The organism is Bacillus sp. NMCN1 (assembly GCF_002998085.1).
Lineage (GTDB): Bacteria > Bacillota > Bacilli > Bacillales > Bacillaceae > Bacillus.
In genome coordinates this window covers 1,673,545-1,694,229 of the sequence record NZ_PVQL01000001.1, presented here as the reverse complement: position 1 = coordinate 1,694,229, position 20,685 = coordinate 1,673,545, and the positions used below count along the sequence as shown (strand labels likewise).

Genomic DNA, 20,685 nt, shown 5'->3' with positions numbered 1-20,685 from the left:
GAGAAAGCATGACTTCTCGCTTTTCACATAAGATACAAAAAACGGATGCAGGGGAAATCACTAATTGGAGGCACAACATGAATAAAAAAATATTAGTTGTGGATGATGAAGAATCGATTGTAACACTTCTAAGCTATAACCTTGAAAGAGCGGGCTATGATGTCGTCACAGCAAGAGACGGGGAAGAAGCGCTTGAAAAAGCAGCAAGTGAACAGCCTGATCTCATTGTATTAGATTTAATGCTTCCGAAGATGGACGGCATTGAAGTGTGCAAACAACTGAGAATTCAAAAAATGATGTTCCCTATTTTAATGCTGACAGCAAAGGACGATGAATTTGATAAGGTGCTAGGCCTTGAGCTTGGAGCCGATGATTACATGACAAAGCCATTCAGTCCTAGAGAAGTGGGTGCTCGGGTAAAAGCCATCTTGAGAAGAGCACAGCAATCTCAGCCTGCCCCTTCACAAGAGGAGAAGGAAGAGATCATTGCAGACCAAATCAAAATTGGTGAACTGCGCATTTTACCAGAACACTACGAAGTCTATTTTCAGGAAGAACGTCTAGAACTGACGCCAAAAGAGTTTGAACTGCTGCTTTATTTGGCGAAGCATAAAGGACGTGTCCTCACGCGTGATTTATTACTAAGTGCCGTTTGGAATTATGACTTTGCAGGTGACACTCGTATTGTGGATGTCCATATTAGCCACTTGCGGGACAAAATTGAAAAGAACACGAAAAAACCAACATACATTAAAACGATTCGAGGCTTAGGCTACAAATTGGAGGAGCCAAAGCCAAATGAGTAAAATTAGAACCCGTCTGTTTTCGGGACTCATTTTTCTCCTTTTTATTGTGTTTGTGGCACTTGGTCTTTTCTTGGATCACATGTTCCATGTTTTCTATGAAACAAAATTAACGGAACGAATGGAAAAGGAATCGAGCTTTCTTCTGTCTTCCATGAATGGTGATGATCTGAAGGCGAAGCAAAACAAGGAGGTCCTCAACCAGGCAAAGCAGCATTTTGATATGAATGTGTCGATTGTAGATCTGAAGGGGAATATCATACATACAACGGGTCAAGCAGAACAAAGGACCATCATTCAAAACACGCTGAACAATGAACGTCTCCAAACAAAAGGGGTCGTCATTGACGATGAGAAGGATGCGCTGTTTCATTATGCTGTCCCGATCCTAAAACAAAACGAACCGGCGGGTTATTTATTTCTCCATGCGTCATACGAGCCTTTAAATGAAATTGACGGCCAGCTCTGGCTTGCATTAGCCTTTTGTCTTGGCTCGGCGATTATCATCATCGTTTTCTTTGGGTACCGAATGTCGATGAAATATGTGAAACCAATTGATTATGCTACAAAGGTAGCCAAACAGCTGGAACGTGGGAACTATGATACGAATAACTATGAAGAGTTGATGATTGAAACAAGTGAACTGAACACTTCCATGAAGCGTTTGGCAGGAAGCCTTCAAGAAATGACAAGTGCCGGTGAAATGCAGAGAGACAGACTGCAAACGGTCATTGAAAATATTGGAGCGGGGATTATTTTGATTGATAAGATGGGCTATATCCACCTCGTCAATCGAACCTTCCGCAAGCAGTTTAAGGTGCAAAAGCACATTTACATGCACAAGCTGTATCACGAAGCGTTTACACATGAAGAGATTATCGAATTAATTGACGAAATTTTCATGACAGAAACGAAGGTGCGGAAGTTTTTACGTCTAGCCGTTGACATTGAACGCCGCTACTTCCAAGTGGATGGTGTACCAATTTTAAGTACAGACGATGAATGGAAAGGAATTGTCCTTGTGTTTCATGACGTGACAGAAACAAAGCAGCTGGAGCAGATGCGAAAAGATTTTGTCGCCAATGTGTCTCACGAATTAAAGACACCGATTACATCGATTAAAGGATTCTCAGAAACCCTTCTTGATGGTGCGATTGATGACAAGGAAGCACTGACAGAATTTCTTTCTATCATTTTAAAAGAGAGTGTCCGTCTAGAAACACTGATTCAAGACTTACTTGATCTTTCTAAAATTGAACAGCAGCATTTTAAGCTGAATATTCAAGAAGCCAATGCGACAGAAATCATTCAAGAGATTGAAGTGCTGTTAAAACAAAAGGCCGCAGAAAAAGGCATTCAATTACAAGTGCGTGTCCCGAAAGAACCGGTCTATGTCATGGCAGACCCGCTAAGGTTAAAGCAAATCTTCCTCAATCTCGTCAATAATGCCCTGACCTATACACCAGAGGGAGGAAGTGTCACCATCTCAGCAAGACTGCGGAAAGGTGCCTATGAATTTGATGTAGCAGATACAGGAATCGGCATGAAGAAAAGCGAGATTCCAAGAATATTTGAGAGATTTTATCGAATTGATAAAGATAGAAGCAGAAATTCAGGCGGTACAGGTCTTGGTCTTGCCATTGTCAAACACCTTGTCGAGGCGCATGAAGGAACGATTTCTGTCCACAGCAAACAAGGTAAAGGAACCACTTTTACAGTGAGTCTGAAATCGACATAGAGAAAAAAGGAAAGTCACGTCAAAATTTACATGATCTTTACAATGAATTCATGTTTTGTTAAACATTCATTGATAGGATGAATAGGAACCCCTTCATCCAAGGAGCCAATTTTGGAAGGACGAAAACACTTGTTGTTTTCGTCCCTTTTTTATGCAGGCTCGACTATTTTCTTTTCAAAATAAACTTTGATAAAATGAAGATACAATGTGTGAAAGAGACGGTTGAGATGGCTCAGCCGATGGAGGATTAAAACATGACAGACAAAAAGAAATTAGTGTTAGTGGATGGAAACAGTCTCGCATATCGAGCCTTCTTTGCTTTGCCGCTATTATCAAATGATAAAGGCGTACATACAAATGCTATTTATGGCTTTGCGATGATCTTAATGAAGATGCTGGAGGACGAGAAGCCAACCCATATGCTCGTCGCATTTGATGCGGGAAAAACAACGTTCCGCCACGAGACATTTAAAGAATATAAAGGCGGGAGACAAAAAACCCCGCCAGAGCTATCAGAACAAATGCCGTTCATCCGTGAACTATTAGATGCCTATCAGGTGAAAAGGTACGAGCTTCCTCAATATGAGGCAGATGATATTATCGGTACATTGGCTGTAGAGGCAGAAAAAGACGGCTTTGAAGTCAAAATCTTCTCAGGAGATAAGGACTTAACACAGCTCTCAACAGATCATACGACAGTGGCTATTACGAAAAAAGGCATCACAGAAGTAGAATACTACACACCTGCTCATATTGAAGAAAAATATGGCCTGCGACCAGATCAAATCATCGACATGAAAGGGCTGATGGGAGATTCATCAGATAATATCCCAGGCGTCCCAGGTGTAGGTGAAAAAACAGCCATTAAATTGCTAAAGCAATTTGAAACAGTTGAAAATCTGCTTGAACATATTGATGAAGTGAGCGGGAAAAAGCTAAAAGAAAAGCTTGAAGAATATAAAGAACAAGCAGTCATGAGTAAAGAGCTGGCGACCATTCTCGTAGAAGCACCTATTGACGTGTCAAGCAAAGATCTCGCATACGAAGGTCCTCACATGGATCAAGTGATCTCTCTTTATAAAGAACTGGGCTTTCAAACGCTGCTAGAGCGTCTAGGAGAAGCACCAGAAACAGAAGAACCGGTCGAAGTAGATGCTTTAGAAGTGAAAAAAATGACAGCTGTAACGGACGACATGCTGACAGATCATGCGGCCCTTGTGGTAGAACAGCTTGGAGACAATTATCACGAAGCAGATTTGATCGGTTTTGCGATCCATAATGAAAATGGTGCGTTCTTTATCACGAAAGAAGATGCGCTTCAATCAGATGCATTTAAAGATTGGGCACAGAATGAAACGAAGAAAAAATGGGTCTTTGATTCAAAAAGAGCAGTTGTCGCCCTCAGATGGCATGATGTCGTTCTAAAAGGTGTCGATAATGATGTTCTGCTCGCTTCCTATGTCGTCAACCCGCAGAAATCCTATGAGGACGTCTCGAGTGTAGCGAAGGAATATGGTCTGAATATCGCTCTTTCTGATGAAAAAATATACGGAAAAGGAGCAAAGCAGGCGATTCCACCTGAAGATGAACTGAAAGAACATCTTGGACGAAAAGCAGCGGCGATCTCAGCCTTGCATGATTTAACACTAGAAGCATTAGAAAAAAATGATCAGCATGAACTTTATGAAGATTTAGAGCTGCCGCTTGCTCTCATCTTAGGTGAAATGGAATCTCTTGGAGTAAAGGTAGATATAGAACGCCTAGAGAAAATGGGTGAAGAATTAACGAAAAAGCTCAAAGAATATGAAGAAACCATTCATCGCTTAGCAGGAGAAACGTTTAACATCAATTCTCCTAAACAGCTTGGTGTCATCCTTTTTGAAAAATTAGGTCTGCCGATTATTAAGAAGACAAAAACAGGCTACTCGACGTCTGCAGATGTGCTTGAAAAGCTTGAAGACAAGCATGAAATCATTCGGTCCATTCTGCACTACAGGCAAATTGGAAAGCTGCAATCGACCTATGTGGAAGGGTTAATGAAAGTAACGCGCAAGGATACCCATAAAGTGCATACAAGATTTAATCAAGCACTCACGCAAACAGGAAGATTAAGCTCAACAGATCCAAACCTTCAAAACATCCCGATTCGTTTAGAAGAAGGACGGAAGATTCGTCAAGCATTCATTCCATCAAAAGAAGGCTGGCTCATGTTTGCAGCAGACTATTCACAAATCGAGCTGCGTGTGCTCGCTCATATTTCACAAGATGAGAATTTGATCGAAGCGTTTACGCAAGACATGGACATTCACACGAAAACAGCGATGGACGTGTTCCATGTTTCAGAAGATGAAGTGACTTCCGCTATGAGAAGACAGGCCAAGGCGGTAAACTTCGGTATTGTTTACGGAATCAGCGACTATGGACTTTCTCAAAACCTTGGAATCACAAGAAAAGAAGCAGCCGCATTTATCGAGCGCTATTTAACAAGCTTTAAAGGTGTGAAAACCTATATGGAAGAAATCGTCCAGGAAGCGAAACAAAAAGGCTACGTCACGACGCTTCTCAAACGCAGACGGTATATCCCGGATATCACAAGCCGTAATTTTAATATCAAAAGCTTTGCAGAACGAACAGCCATGAACACACCGATCCAAGGCAGCGCAGCCGATATTATTAAAAAAGCGATGATTGATATGGCGCGAAGGCTCAAAGAAGAAAGCCTGCAGGCAAATCTTTTATTACAGGTGCACGATGAATTGATCTTCGAAGCGCCGAAAGAAGAAATCGCGATCCTTGAAAAGATTGTTCCTGAAGTCATGGAAAATGCACTTCAGCTTGATGTGCCGCTAAAAGTTGATTTTGCTTCAGGTCCATCTTGGTACGATGCGAAATAAATAATAGAGAGAAAAAGGAGCGAGGAGCATGCCGGAATTACCAGAAGTTGAAACCGTCCGGCGCACTCTCAAGCGGTTAGTCGAAGGAAAGACGATTGAAACGGTCGATATCAAATGGCCAAATATCATCAAACGTCCTGGGGAGCCGGAAGAGTTCGCAAGAAGAATGGTAGGAGAAACCATACAAACCATTGAAAGAAGAGGGAAGTTCCTCCTCTTTCATTTAGACCATTACGTGATGGTCTCCCATTTAAGGATGGAAGGGAAATACCGTGTACATGAAGCGCATGAGCCTTATGATAAACACGTACACGTCGTCTTTACGTTTACAGATGGTACTGAGCTTCGGTACCATGATGTGCGTAAATTTGGCACGATGCATTTATTTCAGCCAGGTGAAGAGGAAAGGGAACTCCCGCTTTCTCAGCTAGGATATGAACCATTTGATGAACAGTTCACTCCAGAGTATTTATGGGAGCAATTGGAAAAAACAACCCGCGTGGTCAAAACAGCACTGCTTGATCAAAAGATTGTCGTAGGACTTGGCAATATTTATGTCGATGAGGTCCTGTTTAAATCAGGTATTCATCCAGAAACGAAAGCAAATCAGCTCAGCCTGGAATTCTGCAAAGTGCTTCACAAGCAGATCATCGAAACGCTTCAAGTGGCGGTAGATGCGGGAGGAAGTACAATTCGTTCTTATATCAACTCACAAGGAGATATTGGAACATTTCAGCTGCAGCTTCTTGTATATGACCGGCGGGGAGAGCCTTGCCAAACATGCGGAAGCATTATTGAGAAAACAGTGGTCGGAGGGCGCGGCACGCACTTTTGTGTGACCTGCCAAAAACGTCCTCAATAAAGCTTCGCCATGAGCATGCTTCCTTTTTGCTATGCATACGATAAAAAACATTCATTCTTCAGCAAGGTGTAGACTGACACACAGCCCACCTGCTCTTCATATAGTGAAGAAGAGTCTAAGGACGCCTAGAGACTCTTGATCATCGTTGCATGAACAGAAAGGAAGAGTTCAGGTATGATTTCGATTTCGCTCCTGTTTTTAGCTATTGCAGTCAGCATCGACAGCTTTTCTGTAGGCTTTACGTACGGTCTTCGCAAAATGAGGATCCCATTTAAAGCCATCGTCATTATTGCATGCTGCTCAGGGATTGTGCTGCTCATTTCTATGCTGATTGGCAGCCTGCTTACGACATTCCTCCCTGTCTCAGTGACAGATAAACTTGGTGGAGGTATTTTGATTGCCATTGGACTTTGGGTTTTGTATCAATTTTACAAACCAGCGAAAGAGCGTGACTTGCTCCTTCATGAAAAAACGTTGCTTAATGTAGAAGTACAATCTCTTGGGCTTGTCATCCAAATTTTGCGAAAGCCTACAAGTGCAGATATTGACCGATCTGGGACGATCAATGGAATGGAAGCAGTGCTTCTTGGGATTGCTTTATCCATCGATGCATTTGGCGCAGGGATTGGCGCAGCGATTCTAGGCTTTTCTCCAATTGTCATGAGTATCACGGTGGCAGTGATGAGCTCACTTTTTGTGTGTATCGGGCTGCGTGCCGGTCATTACTTGGCAAATTGGCGCTGGATCGATAAACTCGCATGCTTACCAGGACTTCTGCTCATATTAATTGGGGTTTGGAAGCTGTAAAAGGAGGAAATCAATTGACGCTTGTCATTGGATTAACAGGCGGGATTGCTAGCGGAAAAAGCACAGTCTCGCAGATGATAAAAGAGCAGGGCATCCGGGTGGTGGATGCAGATGTCATTGCAAAAGAAGCCGTTTCTAAAGGAACACCAGCTCTTCGTCAAATCGTTCAAACCTTTGGTGAGGGTGTCCTCCTGCCAAATGGAGAGCTGAACCGGCAGCAGCTGGGAGCCATTGTTTTTTCTGATGAAGAGAAACGAAAGCAGCTGAATGCGATCGTTCATCCAGAAGTGAGAAAGGAAATGCTGAGGCAGCGAGATGAAGGGATCAACAGCCAAGAAACATTTGTTGTCCTTGATATCCCGCTTTTATTTGAAAGTCAGCTGGAAAGTCTCGTCGACCGCATCATTGTAGTGTATACAACACCAGATTTACAGCTATCACGACTCATGAATCGAAACCACCTCAGCGAGAAAGAAGCACTGAATCGGATTCACTCTCAGCAGCCTCTAGAGGAGAAATGTAAAAAAGCAGACTGCGTGATAGAAAACACACAAGATCTCGCTTTTATTAGAAAGCAATTGCAGAACATATTAAATGAATGGGAACATACAGATAAGTGAGAGTACATATACGTACTCTTCTTTTTTTATGTTTTTTTCCTATTTCTCTTGAAAAGAACAGCCCTTTTTAGAAAATATACGTTTATATACTGGCAATTACATTCTAATGTGATATACTAATTTCATAAATAAATTTATTGAGTATAACACATAATAGAGGAGTGACCTGTTCATGAAGGTAAAAGCAGCGATCAATGGGTTTGGCAGAATTGGACGCATGGTCTTCAGAAAAGCAATGCTTGATGATCAAATTCAAATTGTAGCGGTGAACGCAAGCTATCCTGCCGAAACGCTAGCACATTTAATTAAATATGACACAAATCATGGACGTTACGAATGCGATGTGACAGCAGAAGATGACGCACTGATTATAAATGGTAAAAGAGTGATTTTGCTCAATAACAGAGACCCAAAGCAGCTTCCATGGGGAGAGCTTGGGATTGATATCGTCATAGAAGCAACAGGAAAATTTAATTCAAAAGATCAAGCGATGGGCCATATAGATGCCGGAGCGAAAAAGGTCGTACTCACAGCTCCAGGTAAAAATGAAGACATAACAATTGTAATGGGTGTCAATGAGGATGATCTTGATCCTGAAAAGCACGTCATTATTTCAAACGCATCTTGTACAACAAACTGTTTAGCACCAGTTGTCAAATTGTTAGATGATGAATTCGGCATCGACAACGGCTTAATGACAACGGTTCATGCGTACACAAATGATCAAAAAAATATCGACAACCCGCATAAGGATTTGCGCCGGGCAAGAGCGTGTGCCCAGTCCATTATTCCAACTACGACGGGTGCCGCTAAAGCGCTTTCTTTAGTGCTGCCGCACATGAAAGGGAAATTGCATGGACTTGCGCTTCGTGTGCCAGTTTCCAATGTGTCGATGGTTGATCTTGTCGTTGACTTGAAAAAAGATGTCACAGCAGAAGAAGTAAATGCAGCCTTCTCAAATGCATCAAAAACTTCTCTATCCGGTATTTTAGATTACACGGATGAGCCGCTTGTTTCTACAGACTTTAACACGAACCCTTATTCAGCTGTCGTGGATGGACTGACAACGATGGTGATGGAGGATAGAAAAGTAAAAGTTCTTGCATGGTATGACAATGAATGGGGTTATTCATGCAGAGTGGTGGATCTTGTGAAGTTTGTTGGTTCGCAGATGAAAGAGCTTTCTGCTGTTTGAAATGAAGAAGACGAACGTCCCTTTTCAAGAAATGAGAGAAAATCCCACTAAAAACACAGCTTGCAAAATGGGTCTAAACAAAGTATACTATTTTTCGTGAACTTCTTGTTCGCAGACTCATTCGGGTATACTTAAAGGGTTAGGACCTCTTTGGACTAACTTTCCCCCGTGGTATATGTCCGGTCCGGCTGCTTAGAACTTCACTCTTTCATTCTTGTTTAAGGGGGGTCCATGATGGAAACAATCGGACGTCACGTTATCTCCGAGCTATGGGGATGCGACTGTGATAAACTGAACGACATGGATTTTATTGAAAAAACGTTTGTAAATGCAGCTTTGAAATCAGGAGCTGAAGTAAGAGAGGTTGCTTTTCACAAATTTGCACCTCAAGGAGTAAGTGGAGTTGTCATTATTTCTGAATCTCATCTGACAATTCACAGCTTTCCTGAACATGGTTATGCGAGCATAGATGTTTATACTTGCGGCGACCTAGATCCGAATATCGCAGCAGATCATATCGGAGATGAATTAGGTGCTGAAACAAGAGAAAACATTGAAATTCCTCGAGGCATGGGACCTGTACAAGTGAAACAGGCACAAGCCAAAGCACTGTAAACATAAAAAAGATTGCAATGGGAGCTGGCCAAAAGCATTGAAATGCCTTTGTGTTATGCTCCTTTTTATATTTGTTTGATATACAAAATCCAACATTCCCCAGCTTGTCTATACTTTTGTTCTAGGAAAACAAAGTTTTTTTTTATAAAATAAAGAAGAGGCATTATGGCAAAGGGGATACGTATATGACTTTAGGGCAAAAGTTCAAACGATTTATGTCAAACCATACAGAAACATCTGACAAGCATCCAGTGTCAGAACTGAAAAGCCATTACTATAAATCGGCGAATGCACAAGTTTTTCAAGCGGTGGAAGCCATGCTTTCCCGGAACGATTCCTATCAAGTGACATCTGTTTCAGCAGAACGAGGTGAAATCAGCGCAAACATCAGGATGCCGAAAAAAGCCTTTCTCGTAGCGACTGTCATTTCAATTCGTCCTTTTGAAACAGCTGTCGATTTTAATGTGACAACAGAAACGGTCCTGCCAACAGATTTTGGCTATAGTCAGAAAACTATTTTGTCCCTTTATGAAGAACTAGACAAACAACTTCCAAGAATAGATCGGAGCTGATGAAATGAAATGTCCCACATGTCAGCACCTTGGCACAAGGGTGCTTGATTCAAGACCAGTAGATGAAGGGAAATCCATCCGTCGTAGAAGAGAGTGCGAAAGCTGCCAATATCGCTTTACGACGTTTGAGAAATTAGAAGAATTACCGCTGATTGTGGTGAAAAAAGAAGGGATTCGAGAAGAATTCAGCCGCGAAAAGATGCTGAGAGGACTCATTAAAGCGTGTGAAAAGCGTCCTGTTGCTTTAAAGCAGCTGGAGGATGTCTGCTTTAACATTGAAAAAGAACTGCGTAATCAAGGCATGTCAGAAGTGAAAAGTGAGCTTGTAGGTGAAATGGTCATGGACGAGCTGGCAAAAATTGATGAAGTGTCTTACGTCAGGTTTGCCTCAGTTTACCGGCAGTTTAAAGATATCAATGTCTTTATTGATGAATTAAAAGATTTATTAAAGAAAGAACGCTAAAAAAGAGCTGAAGATTCTTCACGCTCTTTTTCCTGCGTAAAGCGTAAAACGCAAAAAGGGTGTACAATAGAAACAATTGCAATTCATGGGGGGATCAGCATATGACAGAGCATTGGAAGGAAGTGCTAGCCGTCGATCCGTATGTCGTCAAAAGCGCTTCATTGCTCGGTGACATCGATAGACAGCTCATCACTCTTTTATATCAGCCGCTCATAGGCATGTCCGCTTTCAGCTTATATATGACGCTGTGGGGAGAGCTGGAACAAAATCGTATGTGGGGGAAACCTGCACCTCATCGGCAGCTCATGGTCATGCTGCAAACGAATTTAAATGATATTTTTGAGGAACGTTTAAAGCTTGAAGCGATTGGTTTACTTCGCACATATGAACAGGAAACGGAAGAAGGCAGATTGTTTACATATGAGCTTGTGCCGCCGCTAAGACCAGATGAGTTTTTCCAGGATGGTATGCTGAATGTCCTGCTGTACCATCGTGTAGAGAAAGCAAAATATATGCAGCTTCGTGATTATTTTTCTTATCCAGGTGTTCCTGCAGAGGCAAAGAACATCTCGCGGTCGTTTGAAGAAGTCTTTCACGTATTGCAGCCAGGTGAACGCAGGATGACAGAAGAAATCAATCAGGCGTCATCACTTGATCAGGGCTATGAATATGTGACCGTTGGATCGAGTCAGCCGGCTCCGCTTTCAGACGAATCCTTTGATTTCGATCTATTGTTAGCGGGCATGTCTGATATGATGATTCCAAGAAAGGGTTTGACGAAGCAGGTGAAAGAAACCATTAAGAAGTTAGCCGTTGTATACGGCATCACCCCGCTTCAAATGCAAAATATTGTAGCAGGCGCCTGCGGTTCGGATCAAATGATCTCAACAGAAGAGCTGAGAAAAGCCGCAAGAGACTGGTACCAAATCGAATACAGAGGCGAGCAGCCAAAACTCATTGATCAAAAACAGCCGAGACACCTGCGTCAAGATGCTTCAAAAGCGCTAGCAGATACGCCAGATGCCAAATTGATTGAAAAGCTCGATCATATTTCGCCTAGGGAGCTGCTAAAAGATATGGCTGACGGCATTGAGCCAACATATGCCGACTTAAGAATTGTCGAAGATATTATGCTTGAGCAGCAGCTAGAGCCAGGTGTCATGAATGTTTTGATCTACTATACATTACTGAAAACAGATATGAAGCTGTCGAAAACATATATGCAAAAAATCGCCGCTCATTGGGTGAGAAAGAAAATTAAAACCGTAGCGGCAGCCATGAAAATTGCCAAAGAAGAGAACAAGCAAATGACAGAGTGGGCGCAGCAGAAAAAGCAGCGCAACACATATGGATCAGGGAAAGTTGTCCGTGAAGAGAAGCTGCCTGACTGGATGAAAGAAACCGAAACGAAAGAACAGCCGGCAAAAGAAAAAACAGACAGTCTGTCGACAGAAGACCTCGAACGAGAAAAAGAAAAACTGTTAGATCAGTTTAAAAATATGAAAAAGTACAATGCACATTAAGGTGAGGTGAGATGAGGATGAAACCGATCGGTCGTTCATTTGAACAGCTAAAAGGGCGGGTAGATTTTCGTGTGAGATACAATCAGATTAAAGAAAGTGTGTTATCTGATGAAGATGTGAGAGCATTTTTACAGGAGCATCAAGAAGACATACACGAAGACATGATCAATCGCAGTTTGAACCGGCTTTTTGAATATGTGCAGCAGTCAAAGGGCTGTTCATATTGCTTAGATGAAGAGAACGTCAATGCGATTTTAGACGGGTATCACCCGAAGCTTGTGATCAAAGGTCAAAGTATTGATATTGAATATTCCCCTTGCCCGGTGAAGCTGCGGCTTGATAGACAGAAAAAACAGCAAGAGCTCATGAAAAGCATGTACATTCCGCAAAATGTTCTTCAAGCGACGTTCGCTGATCTGAACGTTGTGGGAAGACAGGAAGTCATTCAAAAAGTAGGGCAATTCCTGCAAAGCTATGATGAGACGGGCAAAGGGAAGGGCTTATATTTACACGGAAAGTTTGGAGTAGGAAAAACGTATATTCTGGCAGCCATTGCGCAGCAGCTAGCGGAGAAGGAATACCCATCTCTCCTTGTGTACGTGCCTGAATTTGTGAGGGAGCTAAAAAATTCGTTAGCCGATCATACACTGGAAGCAAAGCTGAACATGGTCAAATCCACCCCTATTTTAATGCTTGATGATATTGGGGCAGAGTCGATGACAAGCTGGGTTCGAGATGAACTGCTCGGAACGATCTTACAATACCGTATGGCAGAGCAGCTGCCGACTTTCTTCTCTTCTAATTTCTCACCAAGTGAACTGAAGCATCATTTTACGTACTCACAGCGCGGGGAAAAAGAAGAGGTCAAGGCCGCTCGTTTAATGGAACGGATTCTCTATTTAGCAGAGGCAGTCTTGCTCGAAGGAGAAAACCGCCGTCATTTATAAAAGCGTCTATCACTTGAAGGAGGAGCAAATGAAATGAACAAAAGAAAATGGCTGCTTTTTCTCGTGATTGCTGGTCTCGCTGTTTTACTGTGGTGGCTGAACAAACAGCATCTTCAGCTGGCGCCGAAAGATATGAAGAATTGGGTGCTTCAATTTGGGCTGCTCGCTCCTTTTGTTTTTCTTTTCTTATCTCTTTTTCGCCCGTTTGTTCTCATCCCTATTACGGTCTTTTCGCTGGCAGCGGGTTTGGCATTTGGCAGTGTCCTTGGGACCATTTATGCCCTCGTTGGTGCTACTGCTGGGGCAACATGCTCCTTCCTACTTGCCTCAACCTTTCGTGCAAAAAAGAAAGGCAGAGAATCAAGCAGCCGGAAGCTGAAAGCGGTGACGTCCCGCATTCAGGAGCATGGGTTTCTTTATATTTTGTTCTTGCGTATTGCGCCGATCCATTTTGACTTTGTCAGCTATGCGGCAGCAGCTTCACGTGCGAATTATCGTTCATTTACGGCAGCTACCTTTTTAGGCTTAATACCGGGCACAGTTGCATTGAATGTTCTTGGCTCAAGCTTTGTCAGCGGCAATTATGCTGCCTTAGCGATCGTTTGTTTGATTTATCTGATCTTTATCTCAGTCCCGCTCATTTTAAAAAGAAAGATGCCTGATTTATTTTAGGCGTCTATTTTTTATGTTCTCCCCATATATATGTAACAGATGTCGTTAGGGGGGACAAACATGCTTGAAATAATCTTTGAAGATGAATATGATACCGCCGCTTTTTTACATCTTGCTGAACACTTGGACAGTCGGCATCACATGTCAATTCAACAAGGGAAAGACCGGCTTCTCATAGAGGCGAAGGAATCAGAAGAAGGACTTGAGCCCATTGTGCGGCCATTACTAGTTCACTTTTTTTTGGAATGCAAAGAAAATGAGCGCATGCGCAGCATTCTTGAAAACAAGTATTTATTTAAAGATCCTGAAGAGCAGCACCAAATTCTTTCAATTGCCCACAGCATCATGAATGGGGATTTAGATGATATTCCCGGCATTCATCAAGAACCGTCAAGAGAAGCCCTGTTAACAAAGGAGCTTGAGACCATTTCTTTACAGCAAGGTATTTTTTCAATTGGTTCATTTATGACATTTAGGCTGTCAGAGTATGACAGGAGGCTGAAGAACTATGTTGAAGTCTCCATTGAAGAATACAAAATGGAACAAGAATATCAAAACTTCATTCAATCGCTTCGAGACTATGTGATGTCAAGAGAACCGAAGCTCGAAAAAGTACATGTTGTGCATCAGGACCGCCTGGTGATTTGGGAATTTCGGTACGCTTCTGAGCGTGATCAAAAACAATACATAGACAGACAGTTTGTAAGAGAGCATCCAATGTATATTGATTCGCAGCTGATAGCACCACTCGTATCCATTGCACCGCAAAAGATTGACCTATTTACAAATGATACGGGTCACTCGATGGTGCAGACCATTCAAAATATTTTTCAAGAAAGGGTCGAGGTATTCCCGGCTCATTCATTTCAAGAACAGAATGTTCAATTTGTACATGACCATTTGGAACAGAAAAGTGAAAAGCTTTCTTGATTTTCACGAAAAAACGTTTTATAATACGGTGTAACTTCATACAGAGACCGTATTGATAAGGACATGAACAAATGAACACCCGCTTAAAGAGAGGGAAGCCGCGGCTGAAAGCTTCCTAGCAGAGGACCATTTGCTTTACCACCTTTGAACATCAGCTGTGAACGTTTTAGTAATGGCTGACGGGAATTCCCGTTATCGAAACACAAGCCGTGTTTGCTTATGAAAAAGAAAGCTGCAAATACGGGAAAAAGGGTGGAACCACGATTCCGTTTATTCAACCTCGTCCCTTTCCAGGGGGCGGGGTTTTTATATTGCCAAAAAAAGGAGTGACCAGAGATGTCAGAACAAATTCAACTTACATTTCCAGACGGAGCAGTCAAGGAGTTTGACAAAACAGCTACAACAGAAGACATCGCGGCATCAATTAGCCCAGGCCTAAAGAAAAAAGCGCTTGCCGGTAAATTGAACGGCAAAGAAATAGATCTGCGTACGCCGCTATTAGAAAGTGGAACAATCGAGATCATCACAGATAAAAGTGATGAAGCACTCGACATTATGCGCCACAGCACAGCACATTTGCTAGCACAGGCGATCAAACGCCTTTATGGGAAAGAGTATCATGTTCAGTTTGGCGTAGGTCCTGTGATCGAAAATGGCTTCTACTACGATGTGGACATCGATGTTGCCATCACACCTGAAGACTTACCAAAGATTGAAAAAGAAATGAAAAAAATCATTAACAGCAATCTGCCAATCGAGCGAATAGAAGTATCAAGAGAAGAAGCGAAAAAACGTTTTGAAGCGATTGGTGATCAATTGAAGCTTGAGCTGTTAGAGGCGATTCCAGAAGGTGAAGCCGTGACGATTTATGAGCAGGGCGAATTCTTTGACCTCTGCCGCGGAATTCACTTGCCATCAACAGGGAAAATCAAAGAGTTTAAGCTGTTAAGCCTTGCAGGTGCATACTGGAGAGGTGACAGCAACAATCAAATGCTTCAGCGTATTTACGGAACAGCTTTCTTCAGCAAAGAAGATTTAAATGAGCATTTACGACTGCTTGAAGAAGCAAAAGAACGCGATCACCGTAAACTAGGAAAAGAGCTGAAACTGTTTGCGAACTCTCAAAAGGTAGGTCAAGGTCTTCCGCTTTGGCTACCTAAAGGCGCAACGATCCGCCGCGTCATTGAGCGTTACATTGTTGATAAAGAAGTACGCCTTGGCTATGAGCATGTGTATACACCAGTTCTTGCGAATGTTGAATTGTATAAAACATCAGGGCACTGGGCGCATTATCAAGAAGACATGTTCCCAGTGATGGAAATGGACAACGAAGATCTTGTTCTTCGTCCGATGAACTGTCCGCACCATATGATGATTTACAAAAACGAGCCGCATAGCTATCGCGAATTGCCAATTCGTATTGCAGAGCTTGGTACAATGCACCGCTATGAAATGTCAGGTGCTTTATCAGGCCTTCAGCGTGTTCGCGGCATGACATTAAACGATGCACATATCTTTGTTCGTCCAGATCAAATCAAAGAAGAATTCATTCGTACAGTTCGCCTAATTGAAGAAGTGTATCAAGACTTTGGTTTGAATGACTACACATTCCGCTTATCTTACCGTGATCCAGAAGATACTGAGAAGTATTTCGACGATGATGCGATGTGGAATAAAGCGCAATCGATGCTGAAAGATGCAATGGACGAGCTTGGTCATGACTATTATGAGGCAGAAGGCGAAGCGGCATTTTATGGTCCGAAGCTTGATGTACAGGTCAAGACAGCTCTTGGAAAAGAAGAGACATTGTCTACTGTTCAGCTTGATTTCTTACTTCCAGAGCGATTCGATCTCACATATATCGGAGAAGATGGCAAGCATCATCGTCCGGTCGTTATTCATAGAGGTGTTGTCTCTACAATGGAGCGCTTTGTTGCCTTCTTAATTGAAGAATACAAAGGAGCCCTTCCAACATGGCTGGCACCTGTACAATTCCAAGTCATTCCGGTTTCACCGTCTGTCCATTTAGACTATGCGAAAAAAGTGCAAGAACGTTTACAGCTTGAAGGTCTTCGTGTAGAGCTTGACAGCCGTGATGAAAAGATTGGATACAAAATTAGAGAAGCGCAAATGCAAAAGATCCCGTACATGCTAGTCGTAGGAGATCAAGAAGCAGAAAATGGCGCTGTCAATGTAAGAAAATACGGCGAACAAGATTCAGAAACAATGGATCTTGAAGCCTTTGTGAAACATGCAGTAGCAGAAGCGAAAAAATAATCCTTTCAAACGAAGCAGTCAGTGGTCTTTCTCTTGAGATCACTGGCTTTTTCTTTTGGGAAAAAATTTTCCACTGGTGATCCAGTTTCTTGAATGATACGTTTGGATAGTACGAAAGTATGGTCAGCAGCGGAACGAGCAGGCCAAGACAACGGTGTTTACAAATCGCGATCTTGTAAAGCAGGCAAGCGAGGAATTTATGAATGTAGGAGAAGCAGCCCGCAGTTTAGACAAGCAAGCGCAATCTAGCGGCCATTGTGTAGTTTGAGAACACAAAAACACCCAATCTCGTCAGGAGAAGGGTGTTTTCTCTTTTGTTCTATTTTAATATATCAAACAATTCATGTAAGTCTTTGATTTCATAATCCGGCGTTACATCTGTTTCATTCTTTTTGCCATGGCGATTGATCCAGACGGTTTGAATGCCGGCTCGAGATGCCCCAAGAATATCTGTTTTTGGATTGTCTCCAACCATGATCACATCGTCTTTTGTTAGATTTAACAGCTGAAGGCAGTGCTCAAAGATGCCAGGGGCAGGTTTGCCTTTCCCATAATCTCCTGAAATCACAATTTCATTAAAATAAGGTGCAAGCTCAGGAACACCTGCCAGTTTTTCCTTTTGAAGACTAGGATCTCCGTTTGTTAAAAGGAGCAATTCGTAGCTGCCTTTCAGGCGGTCTAAAACAGGATACGTTTCTTCATACACATATGGACGTTTTCTCCGCTCTGCTGCAAAGAAATCAGCCAAATATTGTCCAAATGCCTCATCGTCAATTCCTGCTTCTTTTAAGCCATTTGTCCAAGCGTTTTTGCGATACTCTGGTGCAAGGGCATTCAGCTTTTGAAAGCCTTCGCTAATCGGTTCACTAAAATTGGACCACAGTCCTTCGAAAGGATTAATTCCGATCATGACAGTATAATCATATGTTTCATAGGAAGAGTACAGCTTTCTTGCTTCTTCACGTACAATCTGTTCAAATGTTTCTGGATTCAGTCCATATTTCTTTTCCGCTTCGCGGCATGTTTCCTGAAAAGTGGTGTGAATGCTTTTTTCATCCCAAAGCAAAGTATCATCTAAATCGAAAAATACGGCTTTCATGATCTTCTCCCTTGTTATGTATGTGTTACCTTCAAATGCAAGTGACGGCTCATGTTCATTTTACAATAGAAGATGAGGGCAATAAAGAAAAGATTTGAGAGATCTTGGATCATTGACCGTACATGATAGAATAGAAAGACAATAAATCATACATACATCAATTGAGGTGGCAGGTTTGCTTCATTTAATTATTATGATGATCGAGCGTGTGGGGATCATCGTTATTTTAGGGTTTGTGCTTGCCCATGTAAAGGGCTTTCGCAATCTATTGCTTCATAATGAAGGGTTTCGAAAAAAGGCAGTCCTTGTCTTTATTTTTGCTTCTTTTAGTATGATCAGCAATTACACAGGAATCGAAATCCAGCAGCAGATCGTGATGAATCATGAATTTTCCTATCATCTTAGCTCGTCAAGCTCGATCGCCAATACGAGAATCATGGGGATCGAAATGGGCGGATTGATAGGAGGACCGTTTGTTGGCATTGGTGCAGGGCTTTTAGCTGGAATTCATCGCTATTCATTAGGAGGGAGTACGGCACTCAGTTGTGCAATTTCTTCCATTTTAGCCGGTGTGATTGCAGGCTATGTCGGCAGCAGATTTAAGCGGAAGAATCGAATGGTAACACCTCGCCAAGCCGCACTTTTTGGTGTGGCGATGGAATCCTTGCAGATGATCATTATCCTTCTGTTTGCAAGACCATTTGCGGATGCTTGGGGGCTTGTGAGTATTATTGCCTTGCCGATGATTTTTGTGAATGGAATTGGCAGCTTTATCTTTTTATCGATTTTACAGTCAGTCATACGGCAGGAAGAGCAGGCAAAGGCAATGCAGACACACCGCGTATTTTCGATTGCCGATCAAACGCTGCCTTTTTTCCGGCAAGGCTTAAATGAACAGTCCTGTAAAAGTGTGGCGGAGATCATTCATCGATTAACAGAAACAGATGCGGTCTCCTTAACAGATACAGAAAAGATTTTAGCGCATGTCGGAGATGGGACGGATCATCATATTCCATCGAAAAGCCTGATTACTGGGCTGTCGAAACAAGTATTGATGAGCGGCAAAATTATGAAGGCGCATTCGAAAGACGAAATCAATTGTTCAGTCACTCATTGCCCGCTTCAAGCGGCGATTGTACTGCCTCTCACCTCCAATGGTCAAACGATCGGAACGTTAAAAATGTATTTCAATTCTCCGGTCGGATTAAGCAGGGTGGAAGAGGAGCTTGCAGAAGGCTTGGCGATGCTGTTTTCCACACAGCTTGAGCTTGGAGAGGCAGAAACCCAAAGCCGTCTGCTGAAAGATGCAGAGATCAAAGCACTTCAAGCACAAGTGAATCCGCACTTTTTATTTAACGCCATTAATACCATCTCTGTTTTATGCAGAACGAATGTAGAGATGGCAAGGAAGCTGCTGCTGCAGCTGAGTATTTATTTTCGGTCCAATTTGCAAGGCGCCCGCCAGCTGCTGATTCCACTGCATAAAGAAATTCAGCATGTAGAAGCATATTTGTCACTTGAACAAGCGAGGTTTCCAAATAAATACCACGTGGCCTTTCAAATTGAAAAGGAGCTGGAGCAGGTGATGATTCCGCCCTTTGTGCTTCAGGTGCTTGTTGAAAACGCAGTGAGACACGCTTTTCCTAAACATCAAACGAGCTGTGAAGTCATCGTTTCTGCTGTGATGAAAGATGGGCATGTCTATATGAAAGTGACTGATAATGGACAAGGAATCGAGAATGACAAGATGGCTCAGCTGTTAAAAGCGCCTGTTGAATCCAAAGAAGGAACAGGTACGGCTCTTTATAATTTAGATCAGCGGTTAAGAGGGATTTTTGGCAGACAAGCCGCTTTATCTATTCATAGCGGCCAAGGCACTGACATCTCATTTCGCATTCCAATGGACTATGTAAAAAAGGATGATTTTCGTTGATAAACGTATTAATCGTAGATGATGAAGTGTTAGCAAGAGACGAATTAAAATACTTATTACGCAGAACGAAAGAGGATGTTCAAATAGAGGAAGCAGAAAATATAGAATCTGCTTTTGACCGAATGGTGGATCATAAGCCGGACCTGCTCTTTTTAGACATTGATTTATCAGGTGAGAATGGATTTGATATTGCCAAAAGGCTCAACCGAATGTCTGATCCGCCAGCGATTGTATTTGCGACAGCCTTTGATCAGTATGCGCTGAAGGCATTTGAGGTAAGTGCGCTTGATTACTTAACAAAACCATTTGATGAAGAGCGGCTTTTGCAAACGATCCAAAAGTTTAAAAAGTGGAAATCTGTTGAGACGCAAGAGCACCAGCTGTCAGATGAGAAAATACCACATCAGCAAAAATTAGCCATCTCAGTCGATGACACAATTGTCATCCTGCAAGTTGAAGAGATCATGTATATAGGGCTCAGTGAGGGGAAAAAGGTCGTGAAAACAAAGGATCACATGTATGAGGTCACAGAACCGCTTGTGGTCATTGAAAAGAAACTGCCTGAGGCTTACTTTATGAGGGTTCATCGAAGCTATATCGTCAACACCTCTCATATGAAAGAAGTACAGCCATGGTTTAATTCGACGTATAATCTGCATATGACAGACGGGTCGATCATTCCTGTCAGCCGCACTTACGCCAAAGAACTAAAGAAGTCGCTCCTGCTAGAGTAGG

At 42.4% G+C, this 20,685-nt stretch carries 18 protein-coding genes, 1 pseudogene and 1 other annotated feature; of the genes and pseudogenes, 18 read left to right on the top strand and 1 reads right to left on the bottom strand.

Going from position 1 to position 20,685, the window contains the following annotated elements; all coding sequences use genetic code 11:
- The first annotated feature begins 77 nt into the window (after nucleotides 1-77).
- The 16 genes and pseudogenes from C6W21_RS08955 to C6W21_RS19385 form a co-directional block, all read left to right on the top strand.
- Nucleotides 78-806, top strand: a complete 729-nt coding sequence (locus C6W21_RS08955) for a response regulator transcription factor (RefSeq protein ID WP_106050044.1) — start codon at nucleotides 78-80, stop codon at nucleotides 804-806.
- A complete protein-coding gene (gene pnpS / locus C6W21_RS08950; RefSeq protein WP_106050043.1) occupies nucleotides 799-2,541 on the top strand; it encodes a two-component system histidine kinase PnpS in 1,743 nt (580 codons plus the stop codon). Before C6W21_RS08955 ends, pnpS begins: the two co-directional genes overlap by 8 nt.
- A gap of 254 nt (nucleotides 2,542-2,795) precedes the next feature.
- Nucleotides 2,796-5,435 (top strand): DNA polymerase I, encoded by a 2,640-nt coding sequence (polA, locus tag C6W21_RS08945; protein ID WP_106050042.1) that lies wholly within the window; start codon nucleotides 2,796-2,798, stop codon nucleotides 5,433-5,435.
- A 28-nt stretch (nucleotides 5,436-5,463) separates the two neighbouring features.
- The gene (gene mutM / locus C6W21_RS08940) at nucleotides 5,464-6,297 is read left to right on the top strand and encodes a DNA-formamidopyrimidine glycosylase (protein WP_106050041.1); all 834 of its coding nucleotides are present in this window, start codon (nucleotides 5,464-5,466) and stop codon (nucleotides 6,295-6,297) included.
- A gap of 174 nt (nucleotides 6,298-6,471) precedes the next feature.
- Nucleotides 6,472-7,104 (top strand): sporulation membrane protein YtaF, encoded by a 633-nt coding sequence (gene ytaF / locus C6W21_RS08935; protein WP_099726905.1) that lies wholly within the window; start codon nucleotides 6,472-6,474, stop codon nucleotides 7,102-7,104.
- A 14-nt stretch (nucleotides 7,105-7,118) separates the two neighbouring features.
- On the top strand, nucleotides 7,119-7,724 hold the full coding sequence (gene coaE / locus C6W21_RS08930) for a dephospho-CoA kinase (RefSeq protein WP_106050040.1): 606 nt from the start codon (nucleotides 7,119-7,121) through the stop codon (nucleotides 7,722-7,724).
- A gap of 172 nt (nucleotides 7,725-7,896) precedes the next feature.
- Complete coding sequence (locus C6W21_RS08925; RefSeq protein ID WP_106050039.1) at nucleotides 7,897-8,919, top strand: glyceraldehyde-3-phosphate dehydrogenase; 1,023 nt, start codon at nucleotides 7,897-7,899, stop codon at nucleotides 8,917-8,919.
- 234 nt (nucleotides 8,920-9,153) lie between these two features.
- Nucleotides 9,154-9,534 carry an adenosylmethionine decarboxylase gene (speD, locus tag C6W21_RS08920; protein ID WP_003216492.1) on the top strand — a complete coding sequence of 127 codons (381 nt, stop codon included), beginning with the start codon at nucleotides 9,154-9,156 and terminating at the stop codon, nucleotides 9,532-9,534.
- A 185-nt stretch (nucleotides 9,535-9,719) separates the two neighbouring features.
- On the top strand, nucleotides 9,720-10,106 hold the full coding sequence (locus tag C6W21_RS08915; RefSeq protein ID WP_106050038.1) for a cytosolic protein: 387 nt from the start codon (nucleotides 9,720-9,722) through the stop codon (nucleotides 10,104-10,106).
- 4 nt (nucleotides 10,107-10,110) lie between these two features.
- Nucleotides 10,111-10,569: a transcriptional regulator NrdR gene (gene nrdR, locus C6W21_RS08910; RefSeq protein ID WP_003216720.1), complete on the top strand. Its 459-nt coding sequence runs from the start codon at nucleotides 10,111-10,113 to the stop codon at nucleotides 10,567-10,569.
- Nucleotides 10,570-10,670: 101 nt separating this feature from the next.
- Nucleotides 10,671-12,092, top strand: coding sequence for a replicative helicase loading/DNA remodeling protein DnaB (dnaB, locus tag C6W21_RS08905; RefSeq protein ID WP_106050037.1), 1,422 nt, complete (start codon nucleotides 10,671-10,673; stop codon nucleotides 12,090-12,092).
- A 17-nt stretch (nucleotides 12,093-12,109) separates the two neighbouring features.
- Nucleotides 12,110-13,039 carry a primosomal protein DnaI gene (gene dnaI, locus C6W21_RS08900; RefSeq protein ID WP_106050036.1) on the top strand — a complete coding sequence of 310 codons (930 nt, stop codon included), beginning with the start codon at nucleotides 12,110-12,112 and terminating at the stop codon, nucleotides 13,037-13,039.
- A 33-nt stretch (nucleotides 13,040-13,072) separates the two neighbouring features.
- Nucleotides 13,073-13,711, top strand: coding sequence for a TVP38/TMEM64 family protein (locus C6W21_RS08895; protein WP_106050035.1), 639 nt, complete (start codon nucleotides 13,073-13,075; stop codon nucleotides 13,709-13,711).
- A 60-nt stretch (nucleotides 13,712-13,771) separates the two neighbouring features.
- Nucleotides 13,772-14,641, top strand: a complete 870-nt coding sequence (gene ytxC, locus C6W21_RS08890; protein WP_106050034.1) for a putative sporulation protein YtxC — start codon at nucleotides 13,772-13,774, stop codon at nucleotides 14,639-14,641.
- A 43-nt stretch (nucleotides 14,642-14,684) separates the two neighbouring features.
- Nucleotides 14,685-14,932 (top strand) — a binding site (T-box leader).
- A 45-nt stretch (nucleotides 14,933-14,977) separates the two neighbouring features.
- On the top strand, nucleotides 14,978-16,918 hold the full coding sequence (gene thrS, locus C6W21_RS08880; RefSeq protein ID WP_106050033.1) for a threonine--tRNA ligase: 1,941 nt from the start codon (nucleotides 14,978-14,980) through the stop codon (nucleotides 16,916-16,918).
- Between the two features lie 122 nt (nucleotides 16,919-17,040).
- Nucleotides 17,041-17,186 (top strand): annotated as a pseudogene (locus C6W21_RS19385) (methyl-accepting chemotaxis protein); the annotation flags it as partial.
- A 51-nt stretch (nucleotides 17,187-17,237) separates the two neighbouring features.
- On the opposite strand, the gene C6W21_RS08870 reads toward C6W21_RS19385, so the two are convergent.
- Nucleotides 17,238-18,017, bottom strand: coding sequence for an HAD family hydrolase (locus C6W21_RS08870; RefSeq protein ID WP_106050032.1), 780 nt, complete (start codon nucleotides 18,015-18,017; stop codon nucleotides 17,238-17,240).
- Nucleotides 18,018-18,192: 175 nt separating this feature from the next.
- On the opposite strand from C6W21_RS08870, the gene C6W21_RS08865 reads away from it, so the two are divergent.
- Together C6W21_RS08865 and C6W21_RS08860 are read left to right on the top strand one after the other, a co-directional pair.
- Entirely contained in the window at nucleotides 18,193-19,950 is a 1,758-nt protein-coding gene (locus C6W21_RS08865) for a sensor histidine kinase (protein ID WP_106050031.1), read from the top strand.
- Nucleotides 19,947-20,684 (top strand): LytR/AlgR family response regulator transcription factor, encoded by a 738-nt coding sequence (locus tag C6W21_RS08860; RefSeq protein WP_106050030.1) that lies wholly within the window; start codon nucleotides 19,947-19,949, stop codon nucleotides 20,682-20,684. The genes C6W21_RS08865 and C6W21_RS08860 overlap by 4 nt, the downstream gene beginning before the upstream one ends.
- Nucleotide 20,685: the final 1 nt, after the last annotated feature.

Excerpts from the sequence above, each read along its gene's own strand:
- C6W21_RS08915 (WP_106050038.1), top strand. The coding sequence starts at position 9,720 with ATGACTTTAGGGCAAAAGTTCAAACGATTTATGTCAAACCATACAGAA.
- dnaB (WP_106050037.1), top strand. The coding sequence starts at position 10,671 with ATGACAGAGCATTGGAAGGAAGTGCTAGCCGTCGATCCGTATGTCGTC.
- ytxC (WP_106050034.1), top strand. The coding sequence starts at position 13,772 with ATGCTTGAAATAATCTTTGAAGATGAATATGATACCGCCGCTTTTTTA.
- C6W21_RS08925 (WP_106050039.1), top strand. The coding sequence starts at position 7,897 with ATGAAGGTAAAAGCAGCGATCAATGGGTTTGGCAGAATTGGACGCATG.
- thrS (WP_106050033.1), top strand. The coding sequence starts at position 14,978 with ATGTCAGAACAAATTCAACTTACATTTCCAGACGGAGCAGTCAAGGAG.
- pnpS (WP_106050043.1), top strand. The coding sequence starts at position 799 with ATGAGTAAAATTAGAACCCGTCTGTTTTCGGGACTCATTTTTCTCCTT.
- speD (WP_003216492.1), top strand. The coding sequence starts at position 9,154 with ATGGAAACAATCGGACGTCACGTTATCTCCGAGCTATGGGGATGCGAC.
- nrdR (WP_003216720.1), top strand. The coding sequence starts at position 10,111 with ATGAAATGTCCCACATGTCAGCACCTTGGCACAAGGGTGCTTGATTCA.
- ytaF (WP_099726905.1), top strand. The coding sequence starts at position 6,472 with ATGATTTCGATTTCGCTCCTGTTTTTAGCTATTGCAGTCAGCATCGAC.
- C6W21_RS08955 (WP_106050044.1), top strand. The coding sequence starts at position 78 with ATGAATAAAAAAATATTAGTTGTGGATGATGAAGAATCGATTGTAACA.
- mutM (WP_106050041.1), top strand. The coding sequence starts at position 5,464 with ATGCCGGAATTACCAGAAGTTGAAACCGTCCGGCGCACTCTCAAGCGG.
- C6W21_RS08895 (WP_106050035.1), top strand. The coding sequence starts at position 13,073 with ATGAACAAAAGAAAATGGCTGCTTTTTCTCGTGATTGCTGGTCTCGCT.
- C6W21_RS08870 (WP_106050032.1), bottom strand. The coding sequence starts at position 18,017 with ATGAAAGCCGTATTTTTCGATTTAGATGATACTTTGCTTTGGGATGAA.
- polA (WP_106050042.1), top strand. The coding sequence starts at position 2,796 with ATGACAGACAAAAAGAAATTAGTGTTAGTGGATGGAAACAGTCTCGCA.
- dnaI (WP_106050036.1), top strand. The coding sequence starts at position 12,110 with ATGAAACCGATCGGTCGTTCATTTGAACAGCTAAAAGGGCGGGTAGAT.